General features: G+C 60.0%; 25 protein-coding genes and 3 pseudogenes. 13 read left to right on the top strand and 15 right to left on the bottom strand.

Features of this window, described 5'->3' with window-relative positions; translation table 11 throughout:
• Position 1: 1 nt before the first annotated feature.
• The 3 genes from KGB07_RS27750 to fabI are packed head-to-tail and all read left to right on the top strand — an operon-like array spanning position 2 to position 3447.
• Positions 2-1021 carry an ABC transporter permease gene (locus tag KGB07_RS27750; RefSeq protein ID WP_046037209.1) on the top strand — a complete coding sequence of 340 codons (1020 nt, stop codon included), beginning with the start codon at positions 2-4 and terminating at the stop codon, positions 1019-1021.
• A 1-nt stretch (position 1022) separates the two neighbouring features.
• Positions 1023-2633 (top strand): ABC transporter ATP-binding protein, encoded by a 1611-nt coding sequence (locus KGB07_RS27755; RefSeq protein WP_223467239.1) that lies wholly within the window; start codon positions 1023-1025, stop codon positions 2631-2633.
• 19 nt (positions 2634-2652) lie between these two features.
• The gene (gene fabI, locus KGB07_RS27760) at positions 2653-3447 is read left to right on the top strand and encodes an enoyl-ACP reductase FabI (protein ID WP_046037212.1); all 795 of its coding nucleotides are present in this window, start codon (positions 2653-2655) and stop codon (positions 3445-3447) included.
• A gap of 112 nt (positions 3448-3559) precedes the next feature.
• Here the strand turns inward: fabI and KGB07_RS27765 are convergent, their stop codons facing one another.
• The 3 genes from KGB07_RS27765 to KGB07_RS27775 all read right to left on the bottom strand — a co-directional run bounded on the left by KGB07_RS27765 (position 3560) and on the right by KGB07_RS27775 (position 7357).
• Complete coding sequence (locus KGB07_RS27765) at positions 3560-4705, bottom strand: RHS repeat-associated core domain-containing protein (RefSeq protein ID WP_223467241.1); 1146 nt, start codon at positions 4703-4705, stop codon at positions 3560-3562.
• A gap of 369 nt (positions 4706-5074) precedes the next feature.
• Entirely contained in the window at positions 5075-6202 is a 1128-nt protein-coding gene (locus KGB07_RS27770) for an RHS repeat-associated core domain-containing protein (protein ID WP_223467243.1), read from the bottom strand.
• A 294-nt stretch (positions 6203-6496) separates the two neighbouring features.
• Positions 6497-7357: a LysR family transcriptional regulator gene (locus KGB07_RS27775; protein ID WP_223467245.1), complete on the bottom strand. Its 861-nt coding sequence runs from the start codon at positions 7355-7357 to the stop codon at positions 6497-6499.
• A 112-nt stretch (positions 7358-7469) separates the two neighbouring features.
• Here KGB07_RS27775 and KGB07_RS27780 point away from each other — a divergent pair, with 112 nt between their 5' ends.
• Positions 7470-7895 carry a VOC family protein gene (locus KGB07_RS27780; protein ID WP_046037214.1) on the top strand — a complete coding sequence of 142 codons (426 nt, stop codon included), beginning with the start codon at positions 7470-7472 and terminating at the stop codon, positions 7893-7895.
• Positions 7896-8026: 131 nt separating this feature from the next.
• On the opposite strand, the gene KGB07_RS27785 is transcribed toward KGB07_RS27780, so the two are convergent.
• The 6 genes from KGB07_RS27785 to KGB07_RS27810 form a co-directional block, all read right to left on the bottom strand.
• Positions 8027-8608, bottom strand: coding sequence for a GGDEF domain-containing protein (locus KGB07_RS27785; protein WP_046037216.1), 582 nt, complete (start codon positions 8606-8608; stop codon positions 8027-8029).
• 74 nt (positions 8609-8682) lie between these two features.
• On the bottom strand, positions 8683-9264 hold the full coding sequence (locus KGB07_RS27790; RefSeq protein WP_046037217.1) for a hypothetical protein: 582 nt from the start codon (positions 9262-9264) through the stop codon (positions 8683-8685).
• 1 nt (position 9265) lies between these two features.
• The gene (locus KGB07_RS27795; RefSeq protein ID WP_223467247.1) at positions 9266-11434 is read right to left on the bottom strand and encodes a xanthine dehydrogenase family protein molybdopterin-binding subunit; all 2169 of its coding nucleotides are present in this window, start codon (positions 11432-11434) and stop codon (positions 9266-9268) included.
• 7 nt (positions 11435-11441) lie between these two features.
• Complete coding sequence (locus tag KGB07_RS27800) at positions 11442-11897, bottom strand: (2Fe-2S)-binding protein (RefSeq protein ID WP_046037219.1); 456 nt, start codon at positions 11895-11897, stop codon at positions 11442-11444.
• Positions 11898-12068: 171 nt separating this feature from the next.
• Complete coding sequence (locus KGB07_RS27805; RefSeq protein ID WP_223467249.1) at positions 12069-13223, bottom strand: NnrS family protein; 1155 nt, start codon at positions 13221-13223, stop codon at positions 12069-12071.
• Complete coding sequence (locus KGB07_RS27810; RefSeq protein ID WP_223467251.1) at positions 13223-13471, bottom strand: transmembrane sensor/regulator PpyR; 249 nt, start codon at positions 13469-13471, stop codon at positions 13223-13225. The genes KGB07_RS27805 and KGB07_RS27810 overlap by 1 nt, the downstream gene beginning before the upstream one ends.
• 266 nt (positions 13472-13737) lie before the next feature.
• On the opposite strand from KGB07_RS27810, the gene KGB07_RS27815 reads away from it, so the two are divergent.
• Both KGB07_RS27815 and KGB07_RS27820 read left to right on the top strand, forming a co-directional pair.
• Positions 13738-14241: a VOC family protein gene (locus KGB07_RS27815; RefSeq protein WP_223467253.1), complete on the top strand. Its 504-nt coding sequence runs from the start codon at positions 13738-13740 to the stop codon at positions 14239-14241.
• Between the two features lie 33 nt (positions 14242-14274).
• Complete coding sequence (locus KGB07_RS27820; RefSeq protein WP_223467255.1) at positions 14275-15108, top strand: AraC family transcriptional regulator; 834 nt, start codon at positions 14275-14277, stop codon at positions 15106-15108.
• Between the two features lie 196 nt (positions 15109-15304).
• On the opposite strand, the gene KGB07_RS27825 is transcribed toward KGB07_RS27820, so the two are convergent.
• Together KGB07_RS27825 and KGB07_RS27830 are read right to left on the bottom strand one after the other, a co-directional pair.
• On the bottom strand, positions 15305-15892 hold the full coding sequence (locus KGB07_RS27825) for a LysE family translocator (protein WP_046037225.1): 588 nt from the start codon (positions 15890-15892) through the stop codon (positions 15305-15307).
• An 86-nt stretch (positions 15893-15978) separates the two neighbouring features.
• The gene (locus KGB07_RS27830; RefSeq protein WP_223467258.1) at positions 15979-17310 is read right to left on the bottom strand and encodes a PLP-dependent aminotransferase family protein; all 1332 of its coding nucleotides are present in this window, start codon (positions 17308-17310) and stop codon (positions 15979-15981) included.
• Between the two features lie 89 nt (positions 17311-17399).
• Between KGB07_RS27830 and KGB07_RS27835 the strand changes: the two genes are divergently transcribed.
• From KGB07_RS27835 to KGB07_RS27855, 5 genes are all read left to right on the top strand, one after another.
• Entirely contained in the window at positions 17400-18296 is an 897-nt protein-coding gene (locus KGB07_RS27835; protein WP_223467260.1) for a DMT family transporter, read from the top strand.
• 91 nt (positions 18297-18387) lie between these two features.
• Positions 18388-19008, top strand: a complete 621-nt coding sequence (locus tag KGB07_RS27840; RefSeq protein ID WP_223467262.1) for a LysE family translocator — start codon at positions 18388-18390, stop codon at positions 19006-19008.
• Positions 19009-19090: 82 nt separating this feature from the next.
• Entirely contained in the window at positions 19091-20173 is a 1083-nt protein-coding gene (locus tag KGB07_RS27845; protein WP_223467263.1) for a bifunctional transcriptional activator/DNA repair enzyme AdaA, read from the top strand.
• Positions 20174-20208: 35 nt separating this feature from the next.
• Entirely contained in the window at positions 20209-21021 is an 813-nt protein-coding gene (locus tag KGB07_RS27850) for an isocitrate lyase/phosphoenolpyruvate mutase family protein (protein ID WP_046037231.1), read from the top strand.
• Positions 21022-21025: 4 nt separating this feature from the next.
• Complete coding sequence (locus tag KGB07_RS27855; protein WP_046037232.1) at positions 21026-21643, top strand: DNA-3-methyladenine glycosylase family protein; 618 nt, start codon at positions 21026-21028, stop codon at positions 21641-21643.
• Between the two features lie 121 nt (positions 21644-21764).
• On the opposite strand, the pseudogene KGB07_RS27860 reads toward KGB07_RS27855, so the two are convergent.
• Together KGB07_RS27860 and KGB07_RS27865 are read right to left on the bottom strand one after the other, a co-directional pair.
• Positions 21765-22565 (bottom strand): annotated as a pseudogene (locus tag KGB07_RS27860) (extracellular solute-binding protein); the annotation flags it as partial.
• Positions 22566-22581: 16 nt separating this feature from the next.
• Positions 22582-22996: pseudogene (locus KGB07_RS27865) on the bottom strand (agmatine deiminase family protein); the annotation flags it as partial.
• A 55-nt stretch (positions 22997-23051) separates the two neighbouring features.
• Between KGB07_RS27865 and KGB07_RS29805 the strand changes: the two are divergent.
• Positions 23052-23381: pseudogene (locus KGB07_RS29805) on the top strand (substrate-binding domain-containing protein); the annotation flags it as partial.
• Between the two features lie 174 nt (positions 23382-23555).
• Here KGB07_RS29805 and KGB07_RS27875 read toward each other — a convergent pair.
• Positions 23556-23912, bottom strand: a complete 357-nt coding sequence (locus tag KGB07_RS27875; RefSeq protein WP_046037233.1) for a type II toxin-antitoxin system RelE/ParE family toxin — start codon at positions 23910-23912, stop codon at positions 23556-23558.
• Between the two features lie 14 nt (positions 23913-23926).
• Positions 23927-24175 carry a prevent-host-death protein gene (locus tag KGB07_RS27880; protein ID WP_046037234.1) on the bottom strand — a complete coding sequence of 83 codons (249 nt, stop codon included), beginning with the start codon at positions 24173-24175 and terminating at the stop codon, positions 23927-23929.
• A gap of 458 nt (positions 24176-24633) precedes the next feature.
• On the opposite strand from KGB07_RS27880, the gene KGB07_RS27885 reads away from it, so the two are divergent.
• Complete coding sequence (locus KGB07_RS27885; RefSeq protein ID WP_223467265.1) at positions 24634-25125, top strand: GFA family protein; 492 nt, start codon at positions 24634-24636, stop codon at positions 25123-25125.
• The last annotated feature ends 5 nt before the right edge of the window (positions 25126-25130 follow it).

Raw genomic sequence — 25130 nt, forward strand, 5'->3', positions numbered from 1 at the left:
GATGAACCTGTCCCCTCTCAATCGCCGACGCTTCGAACTGTTCAAGGCCAACAAGCGTGGCTGGTGGTCGCTGTGGCTGTTCCTGATCCTGTTTGGTGCAAGCCTTGGCGCCGAGCTGATCGCCAACGACAAGCCGCTGGTGGTGCACTACGACAACAACTGGTACTTCCCGGCGCTCAAGCGCTACCCGGAAACCACCTTCGGCGGCGAATTTCCGCTGGAGGCGAACTACAAGAGCCCGTACATCCGCGAACTGCTCAAGGCCAAGGACGCCTGGGTGCTGTGGGCGCCGATCCCCTACAGCTACCAGAGCATCAACTACGACCTGAAAGTCCCGGCGCCGGCCCCGCCCTCGGCGGACAACCTGCTGGGCACCGACGATCAGGGCCGTGATGTGCTGGCCCGGGTGATCTACGGTTTCCGCATTTCGGTGCTGTTCGCCCTGACCCTGACCGTGCTCAGCTCGATCATCGGCGTGATCGCCGGGGCCTTGCAGGGCTTCTACGGGGGCTGGGTGGACCTGGCCGGGCAGCGGTTCCTGGAGATCTGGTCCGGACTGCCGGTGCTGTACCTGCTGATCATCCTCGCCAGTTTCGTGCAGCCCAACTTCTGGTGGTTGTTGGGGATCATGCTGCTGTTCTCGTGGATGAGCCTGGTGGACGTGGTGCGCGCCGAATTCCTGCGCGGGCGTAACCTGGAATACGTGCGTGCCGCCCGCGCCCTGGGCATGCAGAACGGCGCGATCATGTTCCGCCACATTTTGCCCAACGCAATGGTCTCGACCATGACCTTCATGCCGTTCATCCTCACCGGCGCCATCGGTACACTGACCGCCCTGGACTTCCTCGGCTTCGGCCTGCCGGCGGGCAGCCCGTCTTTGGGTGAACTGGTGGCCCAGGGCAAATCCAACCTGCAAGCGCCGTGGCTGGGCATCAGCGCCTTTGCCGTGCTGGCCTTGATGTTGAGTTTGCTGGTATTCATCGGCGAGTCCGCTCGCGATGCCTTCGACCCGAGGAAGTGAAATGAATCAGGAAAATCTGATCGAAGTGCGCGACCTGTCCGTCGATTTCGTCGTCGGCAATCGCTGCCAGCTGGCGGTCGAAGGTGTCAGCTTCGACATCAAGCGCGGTGAAACCCTGGCTTTGGTCGGCGAGAGCGGTTCCGGTAAATCGGTAACAGCGCATTCGATCCTGCGCCTGCTGCCCTACCCGCTCGCGCGGCATCCATCCGGCACCATCATGTATTCCGGGCAGAACCTGCTGGACCTGAAGGAAAAAACCATCCGCCACATTCGCGGCAACCGGATTGCAATGATCTTCCAGGAGCCGATGACCTCGCTCAATCCCCTGCACTCGATCGAGAAACAGATCAACGAGGTGCTGGGCATCCACAAGGGCCTGACCGGCAAGGTCGCGACCAAGCGCACCCTGGAGCTGCTGGAGATGGTCGGCATCCCCGAGCCGCACAAGCGCCTCAAGGCCCTGCCCCACGAATTGTCCGGCGGCCAGCGCCAGCGGGTGATGATCGCCATGGCCCTGGCCAACGAGCCGGAACTGCTGATCGCCGACGAGCCGACCACCGCGCTGGACGTGACCGTCCAGCTGAAAATCCTCGAATTGCTCAAGGAACTTCAGGCCCGTTTGGGCATGGCTCTGCTGCTGATCAGCCACGATTTGAACCTTGTTCGAAGAATTGCGCATCGCGTATGTGTCATGCGGCAAGGTTGCATCGTCGAACAGGCATCGTGCGAAGAATTGTTCCGCGCGCCGCAGCATCCGTACACTCGGGAACTGCTGGCAGCGGAGCCCGATGGCAAGCCTGCAAGCAACGTGATCGGCCCGCCCTTGCTGGCGGTCGAGGACCTGAAAGTCTGGTTTCCGATCAAGAAAGGCCTGCTCAAGCGCACGGTGGATTACGTCAAGGCGGTCGACGGCATCAATTTCAGCCTGCCCCAGGGTCAGACCCTGGGGATCGTGGGTGAAAGCGGTTCCGGCAAATCGACCCTGGGCCTGGCGATTTTGCGGTTGATCGCCAGCAAAGGCGCCATTCGCTTTGAAGGCCAGCAGCTAGACTGCCTGACGCAGCAACAGGTACGGCCGCTGCGGCGGGAGATGCAAGTGGTGTTTCAGGACCCGTTCGGCAGCCTGAGCCCGCGGATGTGCGTAAGCCAGATCGTTGGCGAGGGCCTGCGGATCCACAAGATGGGCACCGCGGCAGAACAGGAACAAGCGATTATTGCGGCACTCAAGGAGGTAGGTCTGGATCCGGAAACCCGGCACCGCTACCCCCACGAATTTTCCGGCGGGCAACGGCAGAGAATCGCCATTGCCCGGGCATTGGTGTTAAAACCGGCGTTGATTTTGCTGGACGAGCCGACTTCGGCCCTCGACCGCACGGTACAACGCCAGGTAGTGGAGCTTTTGCGTTCACTGCAAAGCAAGTACAACCTGACGTATCTGTTTATCAGCCATGACCTGGCTGTGGTGAAAGCGCTGAGCCACCAGTTGATGGTGGTCAAGCATGGCCAAGTGGTCGAACAGGGAGACGCGCAAAGCATTTTTGCCGCCCCCCAACATCCGTATACACAGCAGTTGCTGGAAGCCGCTTTTCTGGCTCCGGCCACTGCGCAATAACCTGAAAGAGGAGCAACACATGGGTTTTCTCGCCGGTAAGCGCGTACTGATCGTCGGTGTCGCCAGCAAGCTGTCCATCGCATCCGGCATCGCTGCCGCCATGCATCGCGAGGGCGCTGAGCTTGCCTTCACTTATCAGAACGACAAACTCAAGGGTCGTGTCGAAGAGTTCGCACAAGGCTGGGGTTCGAGCCCTGAGCTGTGCTTCCCGTGCGACGTGGCCAGCGATGAAGAAATCGCCAAGGTCTTCGAAGCGTTGAGCAAGAAGTGGGACGGCCTGGACTGCATCGTGCACTCCGTCGGCTTCGCCCCGGGCGACCAACTGGACGGCGACTTCACCGAAGCCACCACCCGTGAAGGTTTCCGCATCTCCCACGACATCAGCGCCTACAGCTTCGTGGCCCTGGCCAAGGCCGGCCGCGAAATGATGAAAGGCCGCAACGGCAGCCTGCTGACCCTGTCGTACCTGGGCGCCGAGCGCACCATGCCGAACTACAACGTCATGGGCATGGCCAAGGCTTCCCTGGAAGCCGGCGTACGCTACCTGGCCGGCTCCCTGGGCCCGGACGGCACCCGCGTCAACTGCGTATCGGCAGGTCCCATCCGCACCCTCGCCGCTTCCGGCATCAAGAACTTCCGCAAGATGCTGGCCGCCAACGAAGCGCAAACCCCGCTGCGCCGCAACGTCACCATCGACGAAGTCGGCAACGCCGGCGCCTTCCTGTGCTCGGACCTGGCGTCCGGCATCAGCGGTGAAATCATGTACGTGGACGGTGGCTTCAACACCACGGCAATGGGCAGCATCGAAGAGTAATCTTCGGTCAGGCTGACCATCTCATTAAACCCGCCTGTTTTGGCGGGTTTTTTATGCACGGTCCTTTATGGGAGCAACGATCCGCTGGGCTGTTATTCGTGGAAAAACAGTATTACCCATTAAACTTCCTACCGCTGTTTGGTGCTGAAGATCCACTTCGTACATTGGAGGCCGATTTCTTCAATTGTTGTATTCTTCTTATGTTGGATGCTGAGTTTGCAAGTACGGCCACACTTAAGCTAGAAACGGAACCAGAGGGAATTTCAGAATCAGCATTCAAAGAATCTATCTTGGGAGCAGCACGGCGTGGTAAAGACCTGGCGGCCACTGCAGCCATCGGTGGTGGTGACGATGGTGGTGACGGTGCAGAACCATCTATAAAAATAAGGCGTTCATGATATTCTCGCGGAATAACGAGATACCTATCTTCTTTGAGGATAGCTCCTATTGCTTGCTCAGGCCTCCATCGCATTTGTACAGGAGTCATCATTCGATCCATTAGATCATCAGGTACAAGTACGCCGAAAGGCTGTACCGATTCCTTAGACCGGTCAGTTGGGTAATGATACGGGTCATCATTCACTTTAATAGCCTTTACACGACTACCCTCAGTCCCAAGTTTTGTTACAGTCTTTGAATCCCCCATGAAGTAACCGAGCTGCCTATAAGATGTGTTGTTATGCTTATATGTTGCACCTCGTAAAAGTTTAAGTGGGAGTATCAGAGCATGCCCTGTCGGATCAGTCCGCCCAATCGGATCCCCCTCACAATACGCATAAGCATTCAATCCCCCCTTACCAAACGGACTCCAACTGTCCGGACTGTTAAACCGCATCAACACCAGGTTAAACGCCCTATACCCATTACCCAGCAAATAATGCCCAGTCACGGGATCTGCCCGTTCACCGTTGAAACCCAACAAACTACTCAAGCCGCTTTCGGCTCGATGGTGGCCGTAGGGTGTGTAAGCGATGGGCTGCGGCAGATTGTCTTTCTGGAGCGTTTGCAGGACTGAACGTTGCTGATCAGTGGCCAGTAACGCGACGTCGATTGAGTCGCCCTGACGCTGTTGTTGCCCCAGAACCTGATCACCAGACTGGAAAATGGTCTTGCGTAATGCACCCTGTATCTCGGTGGCGAGACGGCTTTGGCAGTAAAACCGCTGATGCGCCGGGGCATTCGGTTGGGCGTGACTGGTCAGGCGATCCAGAGGATCGTAGTGATATTCGCAGAGCAGTGACCGCAGTTGATTCAACATAGGATCGATCCATTCATTGAGTATGGATAAATCACTATCTGCCCTGTTTCGTCTGTTGGGTACTAGCAGAACTGATAGGTTGAAACGGGTTGGTGCGCGCAGGCACAGCGGTGAAATCATGTACGTGGGCGGTGGTTTCAGCACCACAGGCATGGGCAGCATCGAAGAGTAATCTTCGATCGGACAAAAAATCTGACAGTTCCTGTGTTCACAATTTCTTTGGCTAACGCAACCTTCAGCGGGAAAGTATTTCGACGCAAATAGGCATCAAACAACTACAAATAATTTTCGATTAGTGCCGCACCTGCTGAAAAAAAACATAACAGAAGGAATACGATCAACACGTTTCCGTCCAATACGTCTCTAACCTCATTTCTGAGTTTTTCTAAAATCAACACCAACTCTTATAGCAGTCGCAACACGAGCAGTCGCTACACGAGGAACAGAAACCGCCACACCTTTTACCTCCATCCCTAAAGAGAGTGGTGCCGGAACGGTATAAGCATAATAAGTCTTCGGCCCTTGAACGAATACCGCTTCTACAACCTCCACTGGCCCTGCTGTCGAAGGGCCTGCCGCCCCGACAAATACCAGTTTATCGAACTGATCATCTGGGATCGAAAACCTACTGTCGTACTGCGCTATTCTCTGTGAAACAACGCTCGAAGTGGATATCTGCCCGCTTTTCACTTTTTCCGAATCTTTTAGGTAAACGGCGAAAACTTCTAGCTTTTCTGCATCTGGGCTACGAGGTGTATCCTGCATTAATTTATTTGCTTTTTCTAAGCTACTTTCAACAAAAAGCTGTTTTTTTGAAAGTGCACTTCCCTGGCCTAAAAATGGCATTGGAAGTTCTTTACCACTAACAAGTTTTTTTACAGAACTTTTTCCCCCAACAACCGCCCCCACGAAAATACCCTGATTTTTCAATTTATCCAGTGCACCTTTGACTAAAAAGTAAGGAACATGCCCAGTCGGGTCAATTCGACCCACAGGATCCCCTTCACAATACGCATAAGCATTCAATCCCCCCTTACCAAACGGACTCCAACTGTCCGGACTATTAAACCGCATCAACACCGGATTGAACGCCCTGTATCCATTACCCAGCAAATAATGCCCAGTCACGGGATCTGCCCGTTCACCGTTGAAACCCAACAAACTACTCAAGCCGCTTTCGGCTCGATGGTGGCCGTAGGGTGTGTAAGCGATGGGCTGCGGCAGATTGTCTTTCCGGAGCGTTTGCAGGACTGAACGTTGCTGATCAGTGGCCAGTAACGCGACGTCGATTGAGTCGCCCTGGCGCTGTTGTTGCCCCAGAACCTGATCACCAGACTGGAAAATGGTGTTGCGTAATGCACCCTGTATCTCGGTGGCGAGACGACTTTGGCAGTAAAACCGCTGATGCGCCGGGGTATTCGGTTGGGCATGACTGGTCAGGCGATCCAGAGGATCGTAGTGATAATCGCAGAGAAGTGACCGCAGTTGAGTCAACATAGGATCGATCCATTCATTGAGTATGGATAAATCACTATCTGCCCTGTTTCGTCTATTGGGTACTAGCAGAACTGATAGGTTGAAACATGCCGGCACAGCGGTGAAATCATGTACGTGGGCGGTGGTTTCAGCACCACAGGCATGGACTGTATCGAAGAGTAATCGTCGGATTTTTTATGCCTGCAATTTCCCGGACAAACACCATCCCCTGTGGGAGCGAGCCTGCTCGCGATTGCGGTGTATCAGCCAGAAGATATGTTGAATGAGATTGCCTCATCGCTCGCTCCCACAGGGTCAGTGTTGAGTCAGACAGCTGGCAAACAACTGCTGAATCGGCTGCATCCGTTGGCTGTAGCGCTGCAACAGCACAATCTCCCGATAGAAAGTCAGTTCACCCAGCGGGATGATCCGCACCCCGGCCCCATGCTCAAGCCACAACCCGGCCGCCGGCAACAGGGAAACACCCAAGCCGCACTCGACCATTTTCACGATAGCCTCCAGTTCATCCAGCTCCAGCGCCACCTGCACCTCGATCTGCCGTTCCCGCAGAAACCGCGTCACCAGCCGCCCGCCGAAGGAGTTGCGGTCGTAGCGCACATGAGAGTGCTTGGCGAGCAGTTGCAGCGGATCATCGCCGTCCAGGTCCGCCGGTACGATCAGCACGAAGGGCTCGCGGCGAATCACCTGCGCGGACAACTCCTTGGGCAACTCAAACGGCGGCTTGATCAGGATCGCCAGGTCCACTTCTCCCGTGTCCACCTGGCTCAGCAAGTTCAGTGACACCCCGGGCACCAGCTTGGGTTCCAGCAAAGGCGCCTGTTGGCGCAATTTCAACAATGCCTGGGGCAGCAGCCCGGTCTGGGCGGTGGCCACTGCGCCGATTTTCAGTTCGCCACGGTACTCACTGACATCGTCACTGACGGCCATGCGGCTGAAGGTCTCGAGCATTTCCCTGGCCATCGGCAACGCACGCTGCCCCGCCGCATTGAGCAGCGCCTGACGCCCGGTGCGGTCGAACAGACGAATGCCGAGGGCCTGTTCCAGATTGCGAATCTGCGCACTGACCGCCGATTGCGTCAGGCCAATGTGCATGCCGGCCGCGGCGAAGGTTCCGTAACGCGCCACGGCGATAAAGGTTTTCAGTTCTCGCAGCATGGCGACCTCGATTGATCGAAATAATTTGAGCTCGATGCAAAAAATATCGTCTTTCAATCAAAAATCACAGGGCTAAACTCGACACATTCCCACCTACACCGAGGTTCGCCTGATGCAACTGTCCCCTTTTCACCTGGCCATTCCGGTCTACGACTTGCCGGCCGCCCGACATTTCTATGGTTCAGTGTTTGGCCTGGAAGAAGGTCGTTCCAGCGACCATTGGGTGGATTTCAATTTCTTCGGCCATCAACTGGTGATTCACCTGGCACCGAAAAAACCTGCACAAGAAGCCGCGCACACCAATGCCGTGGATGGTCACGATGTGCCGGTGCCGCATTTTGGCGTGGTGCTCGGGATGGCCGAGTGGGAAGCGTTGGCCGAGCGATTGAAGTCACTGGGGACGCGCTTCGTGATTGAGCCGGGGATTCGCTTTCAGGGGCTGGCGGGTGAACAGGCGACGATGTTTCTGTTTGATCCTTGCGGGAATGCGCTGGAGTTCAAGGCGTTCAAGGACATTGGGCAGTTGTTTGCCAAATAGGTGGTGTCTGTCAGGACGCTTTCGTCGGATCGGCGCCCGGAGCAGGCTCGCTCCCACAGTGGATTTGTGGCGTTCACAAAACCTGTAGGAGCGAGCCTGCTCGCGAAGAGGCCCGCCAACACAACACCGCCCTAACGGCTCATCACAAGCTCGGCCTCCTCCAGCAGTTCCTCGATTGAGTCATGAACAATGGAGTCATACTCGACCTGGGTAACACTGAACCGAATGTCATAACTGCAATGCGCCGCAGCGTTGCGCTCATCGAGTATCTCATTGAGCCGTGCCTTGATCGCCGCAATCTCCACCACGCTGGAACCGGTCAGCAGCGCCACGAACCGGTCGCCTTCGAGTCGGCCGACCACATCGTTTTCACGAAAGCCGATCCGCAGGACATCGGCGAACGTCTTGAGCGCATCGTCACCCTTGGCCCGGCCATACAGATAGCAGATGAGTTTGAATTCATCGAGGCTGAAGTACAGCAGCGTCGCCGGGGTCTCCAGTTGCCGGCAGGCGTCCAGCCCGAGTTGGGCCAGTGCGGTGAAGCCGTGGCGATTGGACAGCAGCGTCAGCTCGTCCATGCTCGCCATCTGCACGCCTGCCAGCTCTTGCTCGGCCTGGCGAGACAGTTCGCGCAGACGTTCACGTTCCTGCTGTGGCGTAAGCAATGGGTTGGCTGATCGGCCCGATTTGCCTGTTTTGCCTGAGATCAACATCGTTCACTCCTTTGGCAGGTATGCACGTTAGAGTCGCCCGTACCCACATTGACTCCCTGTAAGCGTGCCGCTGGTCAGCTACCCGCCATCGGGCACGGTCCTCCCGCATCGGCCCAGCGCTTGAACTGGGTGACGAAGACATCGTGGGGTACCGGCACCGGCGCGCGATTGCCGCCAGGGTTCCAGCCCCACAGCACCAGCTTGTCGTCGCTGACGTGCTTGATCAGTGCGGCAAAATCCCGATCGCCGTTGCTGGAGCGATCCTTGATCATCGCGCACAGCCGGTCGGCGGGCAGGCCGATCCAGGCCATCCGGTGCGCGGCCGGTGGCAAACTCCAGTGCGGCGCACCCGGTGGCGCGTGGGGGCCGTAACTGGCAGGCGGATTGCTTTGCCCATGGCAGGTAGCACAGGGCAGCCCCGCCGAGCCCTTGCCGTCCATGCCCCGCACGACATTCATGGCGTGGGGTACGCCGGCATCGAATTGCAGCGGCGAATCCCCGGGAATGTGGCAGTTCTGGCAACGAGGGCTCTGGAAGACCTTCTGCACAGTGTCGAACGCCTGCAAGGCCTCGCGGTCATCGGCGAACACGTGGGATGCGTAGGCGACGAGAAGGACCAGGATCACCGCCCCAAGCAACCAGTGATGTCGTTTCATTTCACACCCCCGATAGCTGCAAGGGCAGCTCCCGCAGGCGCTGCCCGGTCAAGGCAAACACCGCGTTGGCCACCGCCGGCGCCATGGGTGGCACACCGGCCTCGCCGATACCACCGGGTTTGTCGCTGCTGGGCACGATATGCACTTCGACCACCGGCATTTCGTTGAGCCGCAGCACCCGATAGTCGTGGTAGTTGGACTGCACCACCTGCCCGTCCTTGAGCGTCAGCTTGCTGTGCAAGGCGAAGCTGAGGCCAAAGGTGATGCACGACTCCATCTGCGCGGCGATGCTCTGTGGATTGACCGCGATGCCGCAGTCCACAGCGCACACCACCCGATGCACACGAATGGCGAGGTTGTCCTGGGACACCTCGGCCACCTGGGCCACGTAGCTGCCGAACGACTCATGCACCGCCACACCCAACGCATGGCCGTCCGGCAGTGGCGCCGTCCAGTTGGCCTTCTCCACCGCGAGGTTCAGCACACCGAGGTGGCGCGGATGATCCTTGAGCAAGGTGCGCCGATATTCCACCGGATCCTTGCCGGCCGCCGTGGCCAGCTCATCGATCAGCGATTCCATGACAAACGCAGTGTGGGTGTGCCCCACCGAACGCAGCCACAACACGCTGATGCCGGTTTTCGGTGAGTGCAGTTCGATCTGGTGATTGGCCAGTCCTTCGAAGTAAGGGCTGTCGGCCACGCCTTCGACGGACGTCTTGTCGATGCCGTCCTTGACCATGCTCGCTTCGAGCGAGGTCCCGGCCATGATCGACTGCCCGACCATCACATGTTTCCAGGCCAGCGGCAGGCCGTCGGCGCCCAGCCCGATCCGCGCATGGTGCAGGAACGCCGAGCGGTAATAGCCGCCGCGGATGTCGTCTTCCCGCGCCCACACGGTTTTCACCGGTGCACCGGCGGCCTTGGCGACATACACCGCTTCGCTGACGAAGTCCGACGTCGGATTGGCCCGGCGCCCGAAGCCGCCGCCGAGAAACTCAGTATGGATCACCACCTGTTCCGGTTTGAGCCCGGTGATTTTCCCGGCGACCATTTGGTCCAGGGTCTGAAACTGAGTGCCGGTCCAGATTTCGCACTTGTCCTGGGTGATGCTCACCGTGCAGTTCAGCGGCTCCATCGGCGCATGGGCCAGGTAAGGCACACTGTATTCAGCATCGATCTTCTTGACCGCTTTCGCCAGCGCAGCCTGGGTATCGCCCGCCTGACCGGCGTTCAGGCCGGGGGTGGTGGCGAGCTTGCGGAAGTTTTCCAGCAACGTCTGGCTATTGAGTCCGGCGTTCGGCCCCGGATTCCACTCGATTTTCAGTGCATCGCGCCCCAGTTTCGCCGCCCAGAAATGATCGGCAATCACCGCGATGCCGGTCGGCACTTGCACCACTTTGTGCACGCCCGGAATCGCCAGCGCTTCGGCGCCTTCAAAGGATTTGACGCTACCGCCGAAGGTCGGCGAACGGGCGACCATCGCGGTCATCAGCCCGTCAAACTGCACGTCCATGCCGAATTTCGCCCGGCCAGTGATTTTCTCCGGCGTGTCCAGACGCTTGGTGGGTTTGCCGATCAGCCGCCAGTCCTTTGCGTCCTTGAGTGTGATCGAAGCCGGGTCTGGCCGTGGCAATTGCCCGGCATCATCGGCCAACTCGCCATAGGTGGCACGGTGTTCACCGGCAATGACCACCCCCGATTCGGTATGAATCTCGGAGGGCGCGACGTTGAAACGCTTGGCCGCCGCGTCGATCAACATCAGGCGCGCCGCTGCGCCGGCCTGGCGATAGCGGTCGAACTCCATCCAGGTCGAAGTCGAGCCGCCGGTGATCTGCATCCCGCCAAAGCCTGGCAGGCCGTAATCGGTGGCCGAAGCAGGGGAATGCTCGACGCGGATTTTCGTCCAGTCAGCGTCCAGTTCTTCGGCAATCAGCATGGTCAGGCCGGTCCAGATGCCCTGGCCCATTTCCGAGTGGCCGAGCAACACGGTGACGCTGTTGTCGTTGCCAATGCGCAGGAAGGCATTGGGTGCAAACACGTTGCCCTGGTTCTCCGCGCCCATGGCGAAACGGTGGGCACCGGGCATGGCAAACGCCACCACCAATCCACCACCCAGCACGGCACTGCCCTTGAGAAAACCACGGCGCGATAACGCGTTGATGCTGTTCATGGCCACCTCAACCCAGCTCGGCAGCGCGTTTGACCGCTGCGCGGATCCGCGGGTAAGTGCCGCAACGGCAGATGTTGCCGGACAGCGCCTGATCGATGTCGCTGTCGGTCGGTTGCGGAATTTTCGCCAGCAAGGCCGCCGCCGACATGATCTGCCCGGACTGGCAGTAGCCACACTGGACCACGTCGAGTTCCGCCCATGCCTGTTGGACCGGGTGCGAACCGTCTGCGGAAAGGCCTTCGATGGTGAGTATCTTCTGTCCATCAGCCACGGCCGTGGCCGGTGTGATGCACGAGCGCAGCGGTGCGCCATCGACGTGCACGGTGCAGGCCCCGCATTGGGCGATGCCACAGCCGAACTTGGTGCCGGTGAGGTGGGCGACATCGCGCAAGACCCAGAGCAGCGGCATGTCGGCGGGGACATCCAGCTCCTGATCCTGGCCATTGATGTTCAGGGTGAGCATGGCGCGGTTCCTCAGACTCAGGGTGATCTGAAGGGGCGTCGCTGCGGCCTTGTAAACCTGCGCGCGCCTCGGGCTATCCCTTCAGCTAAGCGCAAATTTGCCGACAGGCCGGGGCGCATCGACCACCGGTCATGAAAAAGCCGCCTCGAAGGGCGGCCCTGAAGGTCTTCGCTAGAGCCTCGGCCCCAATAAAATGCCGGTGTAGCGCCAGACAAAAACACCGAAAGCGCTACACCACAGCAACGCCGACAGCGCCAGACCCTGACCGGAAAACGGCACCAGCCACACTCGACACACACCCGCCAGTAGCAACAGGGCAAACCCCGCAACAACCGCCTTTGACGGCTGCAACAAGCGCCCGGTATGCCCCAGGCTGACCCGGGCGATCATCGCCAGAACCAACCCGCCGATACCGCCGACGGCCAGTGAATGGGTGGCCAGGCTTTGCTGCGGCATCCAGCCCAGGTGCCACAGCGCCATGGCCAGCGTCGCCACCGCGAGCCAGGCGTAGGCCAGGTACAGCGACCACAGCAGCGGCACCCGCCACAGGCCACGATCATGCCAGCGCCACAATCGCAGCAGATGCAAAACGCTGATCAACGCAAACATTAGCGCCAGCCAAACCCGTGGGGCGTCATTCAATCCGGCGGCAAAGGACACCGCCGCCAGCATGGCGCTGATCAGCAACACCTTGCCCGGCAACGGATGGGCCGCAGGCGCTGCGGGCCGGTTCAAGCCGCGCAGGATAAAGAACGGAATCACCCGCCCACCGATCACGCTCATCAGCGCGCCCACCAGCCACAAGGCAGCCAGCACGCCATGGCGCTGCAGATTGGCGTCTTCAACGGAGAACCCGAGCAACGTCAACGCCTGACACCCGGCCAGCAGCATCACCATCAACAGAATCGGATAATTCTCGCGCTTGCCCGCAGCCAGCAGATCGCCCCCCAACGCCCACGCCAGCAACGGCAGAAACGGAACCTGCAAGGCCAGCAACAAGGGCGCCGGTATCGGCAGGAACCAGGCCAGCCGTGCCAGTAGCCACACCAGCACCAGACCGATCAGCGGCCAGCCCTTGAGCCCCGACCGACCGGTCCAGTTGGGCACCGCCGTCAGCAGGAACCCGGCAATGATGGCCGTGGCAAATCCGAAAGGCATTTCATGTCGATGCCAGGCGAGCATGCCGCCCACCGGTTGCGCACCCGGCAAGCGGCCGTACAGCCACAAGGCCCAGATCGCGATGGCGAGGGCCGCGAACCCGGCCCCGGCCAGAAAGAAGGGTCGAAAGCCCAGGCTGAAGAGCGGTGCAGCCGCCAGTTTGCGCATCAAGCCACCACTCGGGCCGGGAATTGGCTCAGGCGATACTGCGAAAGCAGACGCATGACATAGCCGATTTTCAACAGGGTCGGGCCGAGAATGGTCATGGCGTGCATGGTCACCAGCACGGTGATCGCCAGATGGCCGTCGTAGAGATAGGCACCGTAAATGCCGGCCAGCAGCATTGCCAGCCCCGCGCCGAGCACACGGCTCGACCATTGAAGAACGTTCTGAGGGTTGCTGAAGATGTCGAACATTGTGCGTACTCCTGAAGGCGTTCAGTTGTACGTTTACCTCTTCAAGTCCCGTGCCAGGTTTTTACCCCTTTAGATCCAAGCGCTTGCGCATATACGAGTCATAAAGACACACCACAAAAATAGTCTGTTTGACTCTATATAAAGTCATTTTGACTACAGCGACGCTACCCTGCGGCAATTTTCTCGATCTACGGTACGGCCAGACGACCAGAGGCTGACTACGCTGAAAGTCCGGAACATGCGTTACCTGCAGAGGAGCTGGCACCATGCTACGCGTACAAAAACTCACGCCCTGCCTGTGGTTCGACGATCAGGCCGAAGAGGCGGCGAAATTCTATTGCTCGATCTTCGACCACTCGAAAATCACTGCCATCACTCATTACGGCCACGCCGGATTCGAGTTCCACGGCCGGCCCGAGGGTTCGGTCATGACCGTCAGCTTCGAACTCGACGGACAGAGTTTCACCGGCCTCAACGGCGGACCGCTGTTCACGTTCAGCGAGGCAGTTTCGTTTCAGGTCAATTGCCTGAGCCAGGAAGAAGTCGATCATTACTGGGGCAACCTGTCGGCCGGTGGCGCGCCCGAAGCCCAGCAATGCGGTTGGCTCAGGGACAAGTTCGGGCTGTCGTGGCAGATCGTCCCCGTCGCGATGATGGACATGATCAAGGACCCCGACACGAAGAAATCCCAACGGGCCATGCAGGCGATGATGCAGATGAAAAAACTCGATATTGCCGTACTGCAACGAGCCTTTGACGGCGAGAGCTAATACACTCGGGCGCTGACCTGCCGAGGAGTGAGCATGAAGCACGCCGTTGCCAAGAACGCCGACAAGGCCCCGCGCTTCTGGCGCGATGATGCCCTGCCCTTCATCGAAGCCCGCTCCATCGCCGACGGGCGCGAAGTCTGCTACACCCGGCACGCCCACGAGCACTTTTCCATCGGGGCGATCACCGCCGGGCGCAGCACTTATCTGCATGAGCAGTCGGCGTTCGAGGTCGACGTCGGCACGGTGGTGCTGATGAACCCCGGTGACGTCCACGCCTGCAACCCGATCGAAGACCAACCCTGGTCGTATTTGATGCTGTACGTCGATACGCCGTGGCTGACCGATTTGCAGCATCAACTCGGCTTCAGCGATGACGCGGCGTTTCGCCGTTTTTCCCTGACCCACACCCGGGACGCCCAGCTGTTTGCCGGCCTCGCGGGCTTGTATGAGGTGTTGGTCGATCCACAGCAAGACGTGCTGCGCAAACACAGCGTGGCCGTGGAGTTCTTTACCGATGTGCAGCTACGACTCAACCCGGCCGACCCGCCGCTGCGTGAACCCAACTTCAAGCTGGAGCGCGCGGCCGACTACATCCGCGACCACTGCACGCAAACCCTCAGGCTCGAAGACATTTGCGAAGCGGCGCAACTGTCACCGTCCTACCTGATCCGCGCCTTCAAACAGCATTACGGCATGACCCCCCACGCATTCCTGGTGAACCGGCGCATCCAGTTCGCCCAGGATCAATTGCGCAGCGGCAAGCTGATCGCGGATGTGGCACTGGAAGCGGGGTTCGCCGATCAGGCGCATTTTCAACGGGCGTTCAAACAGCATCTGGCGGCGACACCGGGGCAGTATCGGGGGTGAGCCTGTGGTTTTGGCTGAATCGGTGGTTTGGATAGATCTGTGGCGAGGGAGCTTGCTCCCGCCCGGCGGCGAAGCCGTCGCAAAACCTGCATGCAAGATTTGCCTGAAGGAAAGCGGGGGCCGCTTCGCAGCCCAGCGGGAGCAAGCTCCCTCGCCACAAAAGCTGTAACTTCACCACAAAACCTGGTGACTGCCGTTAGGGCAACAACAAGTACACCGCACTCACCACCAGCAACAACGCCATGGCGCGATTGAACAGGCGCATACCCGCCGGGTTGTTCAGAAAACCGCGCAAAAACGTCCCGGCATACGCCCAACATCCGACCGACGCATAGCAGATCACCAGATAAATCGCGGCGAACTGCCAGACCAGGCGCGCCTCGCCATCGGCGACAAACGCGCCCATGCCGGCCACACAGGCCAGCCAGGCCTTCGGATTGAGCCATTGCATGATGGCGCCATACAGCATCGACGGCGCCTTGGCCGATTCACTGGCCTGCACCTGCCCATTGTCGGCCGCCAGCTTGAAGGCCATGTACAACAGAAAGGCCACCCCCGCCCATTGCACCACCTGGGTCAGCGCTGGCCACCGTTGCAACAACTCATGCAGGCCCAGCCCCATCAGCACCAAAAGCAGGACAAATCCCAGGGTGGCCCCAGCCACATGACGCTGGCTGGCCCGGAAACCAAACCGTGCGCCGGAGCTCAACGCCACGATATTGACTGGCCCCGGCGTGATGGAAGCGACCAGCGCAAACGCCGCCATGGAGATCATCAGACTCATTGCACACCTTCTTCCATCGAATTGAACAAGGCCCTCAAGGTAAAGAGCCGAGCGATTCGCGTATTGAAGAAAACTGCCCTGCAGCGCTACGAGTAATAGCCGACGACGTTTTTAACCTTACCCAGGGCAACCCGCAGCGAATCCATGTCCACGGAGCCCAGCGCCAGGCGTATCGCGTGCGGCACATGGGCCGAAACCGCAAAGGGTTCGGCCGGCGACACCGACACCTGCTCGCGCATCAATGCCATGGCGATCTGGTCGGCCCGGGCGTCTTCCGCCAACGGCAGCCAGATGAAATAGGAGTTCGGGTGACTGATGGTCCTGAGCCCCGCCAGTACCTCGCGGGCCAAAGCTTGCCGGGCCCGGGCGTCCGCGCGTTTTTGCTCCTCCAGTTGGCTGACGGTGCCGTCGTCGAGCCAGGCCGTGACGATGGCGGTCATCACGCCCGGGGTGTTCCAGGTGGTCGCCATGATCGTGCGCTCGCAGGCGGCGACCCATTGCGCGGGTGCGGCGATGAAGCCAACACGCAGCCCGGTGGCGACATTCTTCGACAGACCGGACACGTACACCGTCCTCTCCGGCGCCAGCTCGGCCAGCGGTGGCGGTACGTTTTCGGCCAGGAACGCGTAGGCGGCGTCCTCGATGATCGTCAGGTCATGCCGGCGCGCAATCGCCACCAACTGCTCGCGCTGATCGAGGTCCATCACCCAGCCCAAAGGGTTGTGCAAGGTCGGCATCGAGTAGACGGCCCGTACCGAACGGCTGCGGCAGAGCTTATCCAGGGCGGGCAGATCAGGCCCGGTATCCGTGACCGGAATCGGCAATATTTCCAGATGCAGGGTTTCGGCCAGCGTCTTGAAACCGGGATAGGTCAACGCATCGGCGGCGATCACATCGCCGGGCTTGAGCAGCGTCATCATCGCCACCGCCAGGCCATGCTGGGCACCGCTGACGATCAATACCTGTTCGGCCGGCACGTTCAGCCCGCGGTCAAGCAGATGACGCGCGACCGAGGCCCGCTCGTGCAGGCGTCCCGCGTGGGGCTGATAGCGCAGGAGCGATTCCAGGTCGCCGGACAAGGCCAGCTGACGCAAGGCCGTGCGCAACAGGTCGGCCTGACCGGGCAAGGACGGGTAGTTGAAATTCAGGTCGATCATCCCCGCCGCCACCACGTGCTGCGAGATGCCCTGCCCCGGCGGCAACGAGGTTTCCCTGACAAAGGTCCCGCGTCCGGTTTCGCCGCTGACCAGGCCCATGCCCTCCAGCTCGGCATACACCCGGCTGGCGGTGACCAGTGCCAGACCGTGCTCGGTGGCCAGTTGCCGGTGAGTCGGCAGGCGCGTGCCGGGCGGCAAACGACCGGAGCGGATGTCGGCGGCAAAGGCATCCACCAGGGTCTTGTAACGGGATCGAGGCATGTCGAGATGTATCCATGACAATTTTTTGATTGTATCGATAGTCGCTCATAGGATGAGTTTCGTGCAATCAGACAATGAGCGTGAGCCAAATGGAACGGACCTCGAACCTGCAACACCGGACACTGGAAAACAGCACCAGCGGCTGGATCAACGGCCTGATCGGCGTGGTGATCTTCAGCGGCTCGCTGCCGGCGACGCGGGTGGCGGTGCTGGAGTTTGACCCGGTGTTCCTGACCGTCGCGCGCGCAACCATCGCGGCGGTCCTGGCGCTGTGCCTGCTGTGGTTATTCAAGGAAAAACGCCCGGCGCGCCAGCAACTGATACCGCTGATGATCGTAGCCCTGGGCGTGGTCATCGGCTTTCCCCTGTTGACCGCGCTGGCGCTGCAATACGTGACGTCCGCGCACTCCATCGTCTTCGTCGGCCTGTTGCCCCTGGCGACGGCGGTGTTCGGCGTCCTGCGCGGCGGCGAGCGGCCACGGGCGGCGTTCTGGATTTTCTCGGTGCTGGGCAGCCTGCTGGTGGTCGGCTTTGCCCTGTCCCAAGGGCTGACCGCCTCCCCCCAAGGCGACATCCTGATGCTGCTGGCCATCCTCGCCTGCGGCCTGGGTTATGCCGAAGGCGCGAAACTATCGCGCACGCTGGGTGGCTGGCAGGTGATCAGCTGGGCGCTGGTGCTGTCGCTGCCGGTCGTGGCAGTGCTCAGCTGGATGCGCATGCCGGCGTCGTTCACCGGCATCACCACGCCGGCGTGGTTCAGCCTGGCTTACGTCTCACTGTTCAGCATGCTGATCGGTTTCGTGTTCTGGTATCGCGGCCTGGCCCAAGGGGGCATCGCCGCCGTCGGGCAATTGCAACTGCTTCAGCCGTTTTTCGGGCTGACCCTGGCCGCCACCCTGCTGCATGAACATGTCAGCGTAGGCATGCTGGGTGTCACCGTCGCCGTGATCCTCTGCGTGGCCGGGGCGAAAAAGTTCGCCAGATAGCCCCGTGTACGGTGGTTTGCGCCCATGACTGTATGGGTCTGGCCAAGGGTGAGCCGTGATAAAAATAGCGCTCTTGCTACAGGAGCCCACCATGGACCTCGCCACCCTCACCCTGTTTCTGCCAGCCTGCTTTGCCCTCAACATGGCACCCGGCCCCAACAACCTGCTGTCGGTCAGCAATTCGACCCGCTATGGCTACCGCACCGCGTGTGTGGCCGGCATCGGCCGGTTGCTGGCGTTCGCCGGGATGATTGCCCTGGCCTCGGCGGGACTGGCGGTGGTGTTGCAAACCTCTGAGCTGCTGTTCTACGCGATCAAGATCCTCGGCGCGGCCTACCTGTTCTACCTCGCCTGGCAATTGTGGCGCGCCGATGCGGGTGTCGAAAACCTTGTCACCACTGCCCCCGTGGGCACGCTGGCGTTGGCCCGGCAGGAGTTTCTGGTCGCGGCCGGCAACCCCAAGGCCATCCTGATCTTCACCGCGTTCCTGCCACAGTTCGTCGACTCGACCCACGCCATCGGGCCGCAGTTCGTGGTGTTGGGCGCTCTGTTTCTGGTGCTGGAATGGATCGCCATCGGCGCCTACGCCTACATGGGCCTGCACATGCGCCGCTGGTTCGCCAGGCCGTCGGGCAAGCGGATATTCAACCGTTGCTGTGCAGGCTTACTGTCAGCAGCGGCTTCGGTACTGCTGATGGCCAGACGCGCTTGATCCTACGGATCATTGTGAAAATCGGAAATTCGCTGTCGATTTTCCGGTGGAGGCCATCCATAACGCGATCTATGCTGCGCCCATGAACCTACAAAAAACGCTGCTTCCGCCCCGTGCCGAGATGGTTCGCGCCATGCTCGAGCGAGACACCTCCTACGAGGGGGTGTTCTTCACGGCGGTCAAGACCACAGGCATCTTCTGCCGCCCCGGTTGCACCGCCCGCAGCCCGAAGCCGGAAAATGTCGAGTTCTTTGCCAACGCCGAACAATGCCTGGCGGCGGGCTATCGCGCCTGTCTGCGCTGCAAACCACTGGACACCGCCGCCAGCGCGCCGGACTGGGTGCAGACACTCTTCAGATCGGTAGACGCCGACCCGGAGCAGCGCTGGACCGACGCCCAACTACTGGCCCAAAGTATCGAACCACTGAAACTGCGTCGCTGGTTCAAGCAGCATTTCGGCATGACCTTCCACGCCTGGCTGCGCGCCCGACGCCTGGGCATGGCGCTGAACGGGATCAGACAGGGCGACTCCATCGACGACGTCGCCTTCGATTCCGGCTACGAATCCCTGAGCGGTTTTCGCGATGCCTTTCAGAAATCCTTTCACATCACCCCGGGCCGCGCGGCCAACAGCGAGCCGCTGTTGTTCACGCGCCTGACCACGCCGCTGGGGCCGATGATCGCCATGGCCGAACGGCGTGGGCTGGTGCTGCTGGAGTTTCTCGACCAGGCCTCGCTGAACCCTGCGGTCGAAGCGCTGCAAAACCGTTTCGGTTATGCCGTGGCGCCGGGGCACAACGCGCATTTGCAGCAGATCGAAGCGCAATTGTCCGCGTACTTCGCCGGCACGCTCACTGAATTCAGCGTGGCCTTGCACATGCCCGGCAGCGAGTTCTCCCGCCGGGTCTGGGCCGAACTGGCGAAAATCCCCTACGGCCGGACCACCACCTACGGCGCCATCGCGGCGAGCCTGGGCAAGCCCGGTGCCAGCCGGGCGGTGGGCCTGGCCAACGGGCATAACCGCTTATCGATTGTCGTGCCCTGCCACCGGGTGATCGGCGCCGACGGCTCGTTGACCGGCTACGCTGGAGGCCAGCCGCGCAAGGCGTTTCTGCTCAGGCTGGAAAACGCCGCGGTGCAGCTCACGGAGCAGCTGGCATTCTGATCCCCCCACAGTTTTTTCATAAGGAAGGAAACTCGATGGACAGGCTCGACAATCAACTGCACCAACTGCATCAAGAAGGTTTGCTGATCCTCACCAACGTCGCCGATGCCGCCGGGGCGCGGCTGGTGGAGCAACTGGGTAACAAGGCCGTGGCCACCAGCAGCGCGGCGGTGGCCTGGGTGCATGGCTATCCGGACGGCAACACCCTGCCCCTTGAGCGTCTGGTTTCGACGGTCGAGTCGATTGCCCGGGTCATTTCGGTGCCGCTGACCGTGGACATCGAAGCCGGTTATTCCGATGACCTGGAACGGGTGGCCCTGGTGGTTGATGCGGTAATCGCCGCAGGCGCTGTCGGGATCAACATCGAAGACGGTTCCTCGCCGCCGGAGTTGCTGGTACGCAAGATTGAGATCGCGCGCCAGGTGGCCGATCGACGCAACGTGAACCTGTTTATCAATGCGCGCACCGATGTTTATCTGCGGGGTCTGGTGCCCGCCGAAGATCGCGTCGCCGAAACCCTCAAGCGCGCTGCGCTGTATCAGGCGGCCGGTGCCAATGGCCTGTTTGCCGCCGGCGTTACCGCGGAGTACGAGATCAAGGCGCTGTGCCAGGGCACCTCCCTGCCACTGAATGTGCTGGGGTTCCCGGGCCTGCCATCCCCCGAAGCGCTTGAGGCACTCGGTGTACGCCGCCTGACTGCGGGTTCGGGCATCGCCGAGTTCCTCTACGGCGCCATGGCCGGCATCGCCAAAAGCTTTCTGCAAACCGGCCGGTTCGATAGCCACGACCTGAAGGCGTTGACCTATGGCGAAGTGAACGCCCTGTTGAAACCGTCCGGGAAAGCCTGAGCCCATGGCCGACGACTATCGGGCGGCCAGTGCCTTCCTGGCCGCCATCGATGACAACTGGCGCCGCCACATCGACGCCATCGGCCCGTGCCTGCACCAACCCCATGCGGCCCGTGATCCGTATGAGTCGCTGGTGCGGGCAATTGCCTATCAACAACTGCACGCCAAGGCCGGCGATGCGATTGTCGGCCGGTTGCTGGCGCTGTTCGGTTCGGATTCGTTTCCCCGGCCTGAACAGATCGTCGCCACGGATTTCGACCGACTGCGCAGTTGCGGGTTTTCCGCGAGCAAGATCGCGACCATCCAGGGCATCGCGCAAGCCTCGCTGGACGGCGTAGTGCCGGATTACGCCACGGCGCTGGCCATGGACGATGAAGCGCTGATCGAACGCCTGATCACTTTGCGCGGCGTGGGTCGCTGGACCGTGGAGATGCTGCTGATCTACAGCCTGGAACGCCCGGATATCCTGCCGGCCGATGATTTTGGCGTGCGTGAGGGTTATCGACGGCTCAAGGGGCTGGAGGTGCAGCCGACGCGCAAGCAGATGATCGAGATTGGGTTGGCGTGGAGCCCTTACCGGACGGTGGCCTCCTGGTATTTGTGGCGGGTGCCCAACCGGTAGACCTCGTTATCGTTCATCGCAGGCAAGCCAGCTCCCACAGGTCTTATGTCGAACACAAAACCTGTGGGAGCGGGCTTGCCCGCGAAGGCTTCAGCCCAGCCAATACATCACCCGAAGCTAGTTACAACCCCGACTTCAACCGACTGAACGCCCTGATCAACGCCCGGTTGAACACCTTGCCGTTGTCGTTCTTGCTGTACAGCGAAGCCTTGACCGCAGCCGTCGGATACGTCCCCGGATCATCGCGAATCGCCGGGTCGATCAAGCCGTCCGCCGCCGTGATCGCATTGGCGTAATGGATAGTGTCGGTGATCGGCGCGATCACTTCCGGAGTCATCAGGTAGTCCATCAACGCCAGGCCGGCCTTCGGGTGCGGCGCGTCCTTGGGAATGACCATGGCGTCGAACCAGATCAACGTGCCCTCCTTCGGAATCCGGTACTTGAGCGAATACGGCTTGCCCGCCGCCTCGGCCTGGCCCGCTGCGATGGCCACGTTGCCGTTCCACGACATCGCCACGCAGGTGTTGCCGTTGGCCAGGTCGCTGATGTTCAGGTCGTTGTCGAAGTAGCGAATGTACGGACGAATCTTCGCCAGTTGCTGCTCGGCCAGCTTCAGGTCATCGAGGCTCTGGCGGTTGATGTCCAGGCCCATGTACTTCATGACCGCCGCAAACACTTCATTAGGATCGTTGAGCAGGCTGACCCCGCAATCGGCAAATTTCGCGACCACGGCCGGGTTGAACAGCATCGCCCAACTGTCGGTCGGCGCGTCGGGCAGGCGCTGTTTGACGGCCTGCTCCTGATAACCCACGCCCGTGGTGCCCCAGGCGTAGATCCCGGCGTAGCGGTTGCCCGGATCGAACACCGCCATGTGCTGGCGGAACTCCTCGCCGACCCCGGCGAAATGCGGCAGTTGCTGCTTGGTTCGGTGGTCAGGAGCTGCCCTGGCCGTCGCTCTGGATGCCGCCCAGTTCGGCGATCAACGGGGCGCGATAGTGATCGAAGCGTTCGATTTCGAGGATCTTGCTGGCGACCTGGTCGTCCTTGTCCTACGGGTAGTACAGGCCGCCGCAGGCGTGGAATTCGAAGTCGATGCCGCACACTTCGCTGCTCTGGTCATTGACCACGAAGCACGGCCCGCTGTCGCGGAACCAGGTGTCATTGCAGGTCATTTCCACCACGCGCACTTGCGGCGGTGACGATCTGCACCCAGACTTTTTGTGCCGGCTTGGCACCGTTGCGCCAGACGTCGGTGCGCTCCGGCCAGCCGAGCCGGCAACCGGACTTGGCTTCGAATTCGCCGGGCAGACGGAAACCGTCCTGTTTGGGAGTGGTGTCGAGCAAGCGGGCCATGGTCAAACCTCTTCAACGGGGATTGGAATGACCACAGGCTAAGGGCGTTGGCGACCATTGCCACAAAACCGGCGTCGAAATCAGAGCCGACTGGGTAATTACCAGCCATTTCGATGTGCCGTCCGGCCATGAAGCCGGTTTGAAATTACACAGTGGTCCAGATCGTCCAACCGCCGTTTTTTCTGTCAATGACTTCCTCGCCATCGGGCTGATGGGCGCGGCGCGAGCTTGCAACTTGGTCACGGGAAGTGATTTGGCCGTAGTTGGTTTCAACGACACGGCGCTTGCCGCGCAACTTCCCATCCCTGGTTGTTCGCACCAGTTCCGACTTCAAACAGAATTAACAAGCAGTCCGTTTAGAGGCACTGCGCCAGGCAGTTCATGACCCGGTGCCGCAACTGGCCAGCGCAAATAGATAGCAGGTGCGCGAACGTGCTGTCGGTACCAAGACAGGAAAGAAAGGGGGAGATTGACGCAGGATCGATCCCAACACTTAAGCGCCGGGACAGAAGCTACGCAGCATGCTCATGGCGCGATACGTCAGAGCTGGCAAGCGATATCACGCCGGGGGCTGGTACATGCTGAGCAAACAGTAACGGACGAGTGCGTCCTGAACGCTCTGCTTGCCTCCCAAAACCAGACTTACGGCAATAGCCTGATCCGCCTCGAAAATCTCGTAGAGGACGCGGTAGCCTTCTGTGTTGAGTTCACGGTATTGCATGACACCCAGCTCGCTCAGTTGAGGACTTACGGGGTAACCATAGGGTGCGGACAAGAGCTTGTCCCCGATGTCGTCAATGACGGAGTAAACCCGCTTTTCGGCGGATTGAAGACCGTTAAAGGCGGCCAGATATTCGATCTGGTCTTCGATGCATTGTTGAGCGATTTCGGTGAAGCGGACTGTGAACTTATTCATTGAATCTCCTGTTTTTATTTGTGGGCAAATCTCCTGCTCAAACGGGCTTTCAGTTCATCAGTCGAACAGTGTTTACCTTGGGCATACTCGCGCGAACTGATTGCGAGCATTTTCACCAGGGCGATTGCTTCGTCACGGCGCTTACGCTCAACGTAAGACTCCACAACATAGGCAGGAACACCGTTTTGTGTGACGACCATTGGCTCATCAAGAGGCAGGTCAGATGCGTGTTTTTTCAAAAAGCTGATCGTTTCGACTCTCATGAGTGGAAACCTCCATCCTGGGGACGCCGGATATACCGCGCCTACATGAAACAGATCTGGACGAAACCCCACCCAGAACCTTTAGACGGCACACAAAGTGACCGTCTGCGACCATTGTACACCAAATTCAGACCAAATCAAGACCTAAAACGAACTTTATTCTTTATTTTTTGTCAATTTATTTTTTTATAATCCGACTTTCGGTGAAAAATGACTACTGCAAAGTCGCCCTACGACCTATTTGGGTAGCCCCGTTGCCGAGACAGCAGCGCTTCAACAAGACTCCAGTCGAATGCAGTCTTGTTGCTGCCCATCACCTTCCCTTTTGGACCATGACATACACCCGCACCCGGCGCATGTTGAATCCTCAACCGGAGGACGACGCGATTCTGGTGCCGGTCGAATAGCCCTGACGGTCTAGGCTGTCCAGGGTAAGTTCAGGACAGCCGGAGGCTCCCATGCAACTCGAAGGTTCCTGCCATTGCGGCGCGGTGTCGTTCAGTCTGACCTGCGCCCACCCCTACCCTTACCAGCGCTGCTACTGCTCGATCTGCCGCAAGACCCAGGGCGGTGGTGGCTATGCGATCAACCTCGGTGGCGATGCCGCCAGCCTCAAGGTTCGCGGACGCAAGCACATCGCGATTTACCATGCGCGACTCAAGGAATACGGCGACAAACGCGCCCACAGCAGCACCGCCGAACGGCATTTCTGCTCGGTCTGCGGCTCGGGTCTGTGGTTGTTCAGTCCAGAGTGGCCGGAGTTGATTCATCCGTTCGCCTCGGCCATCGATACCCCGCTGCCGGTGCCGCCAGAGCATACGCACCTGATGCTGGGTTCGAAGGCGACGTGGGTTGAGGTCCAGGCGCAACCAAGGGATAAACAGTTCGATGTGTACCCCGAAGAGTCCATCGCCCAATGGCATGAACGGTTGGGTTTGAGCCGTCCATGACTGGG

Source organism: Pseudomonas sp. GL-RE-26 (genome assembly GCF_019956275.1).
In the GTDB taxonomy this organism is placed as follows: Bacteria; Pseudomonadota; Gammaproteobacteria; order Pseudomonadales; family Pseudomonadaceae; genus Aquipseudomonas; species Aquipseudomonas grandcourensis.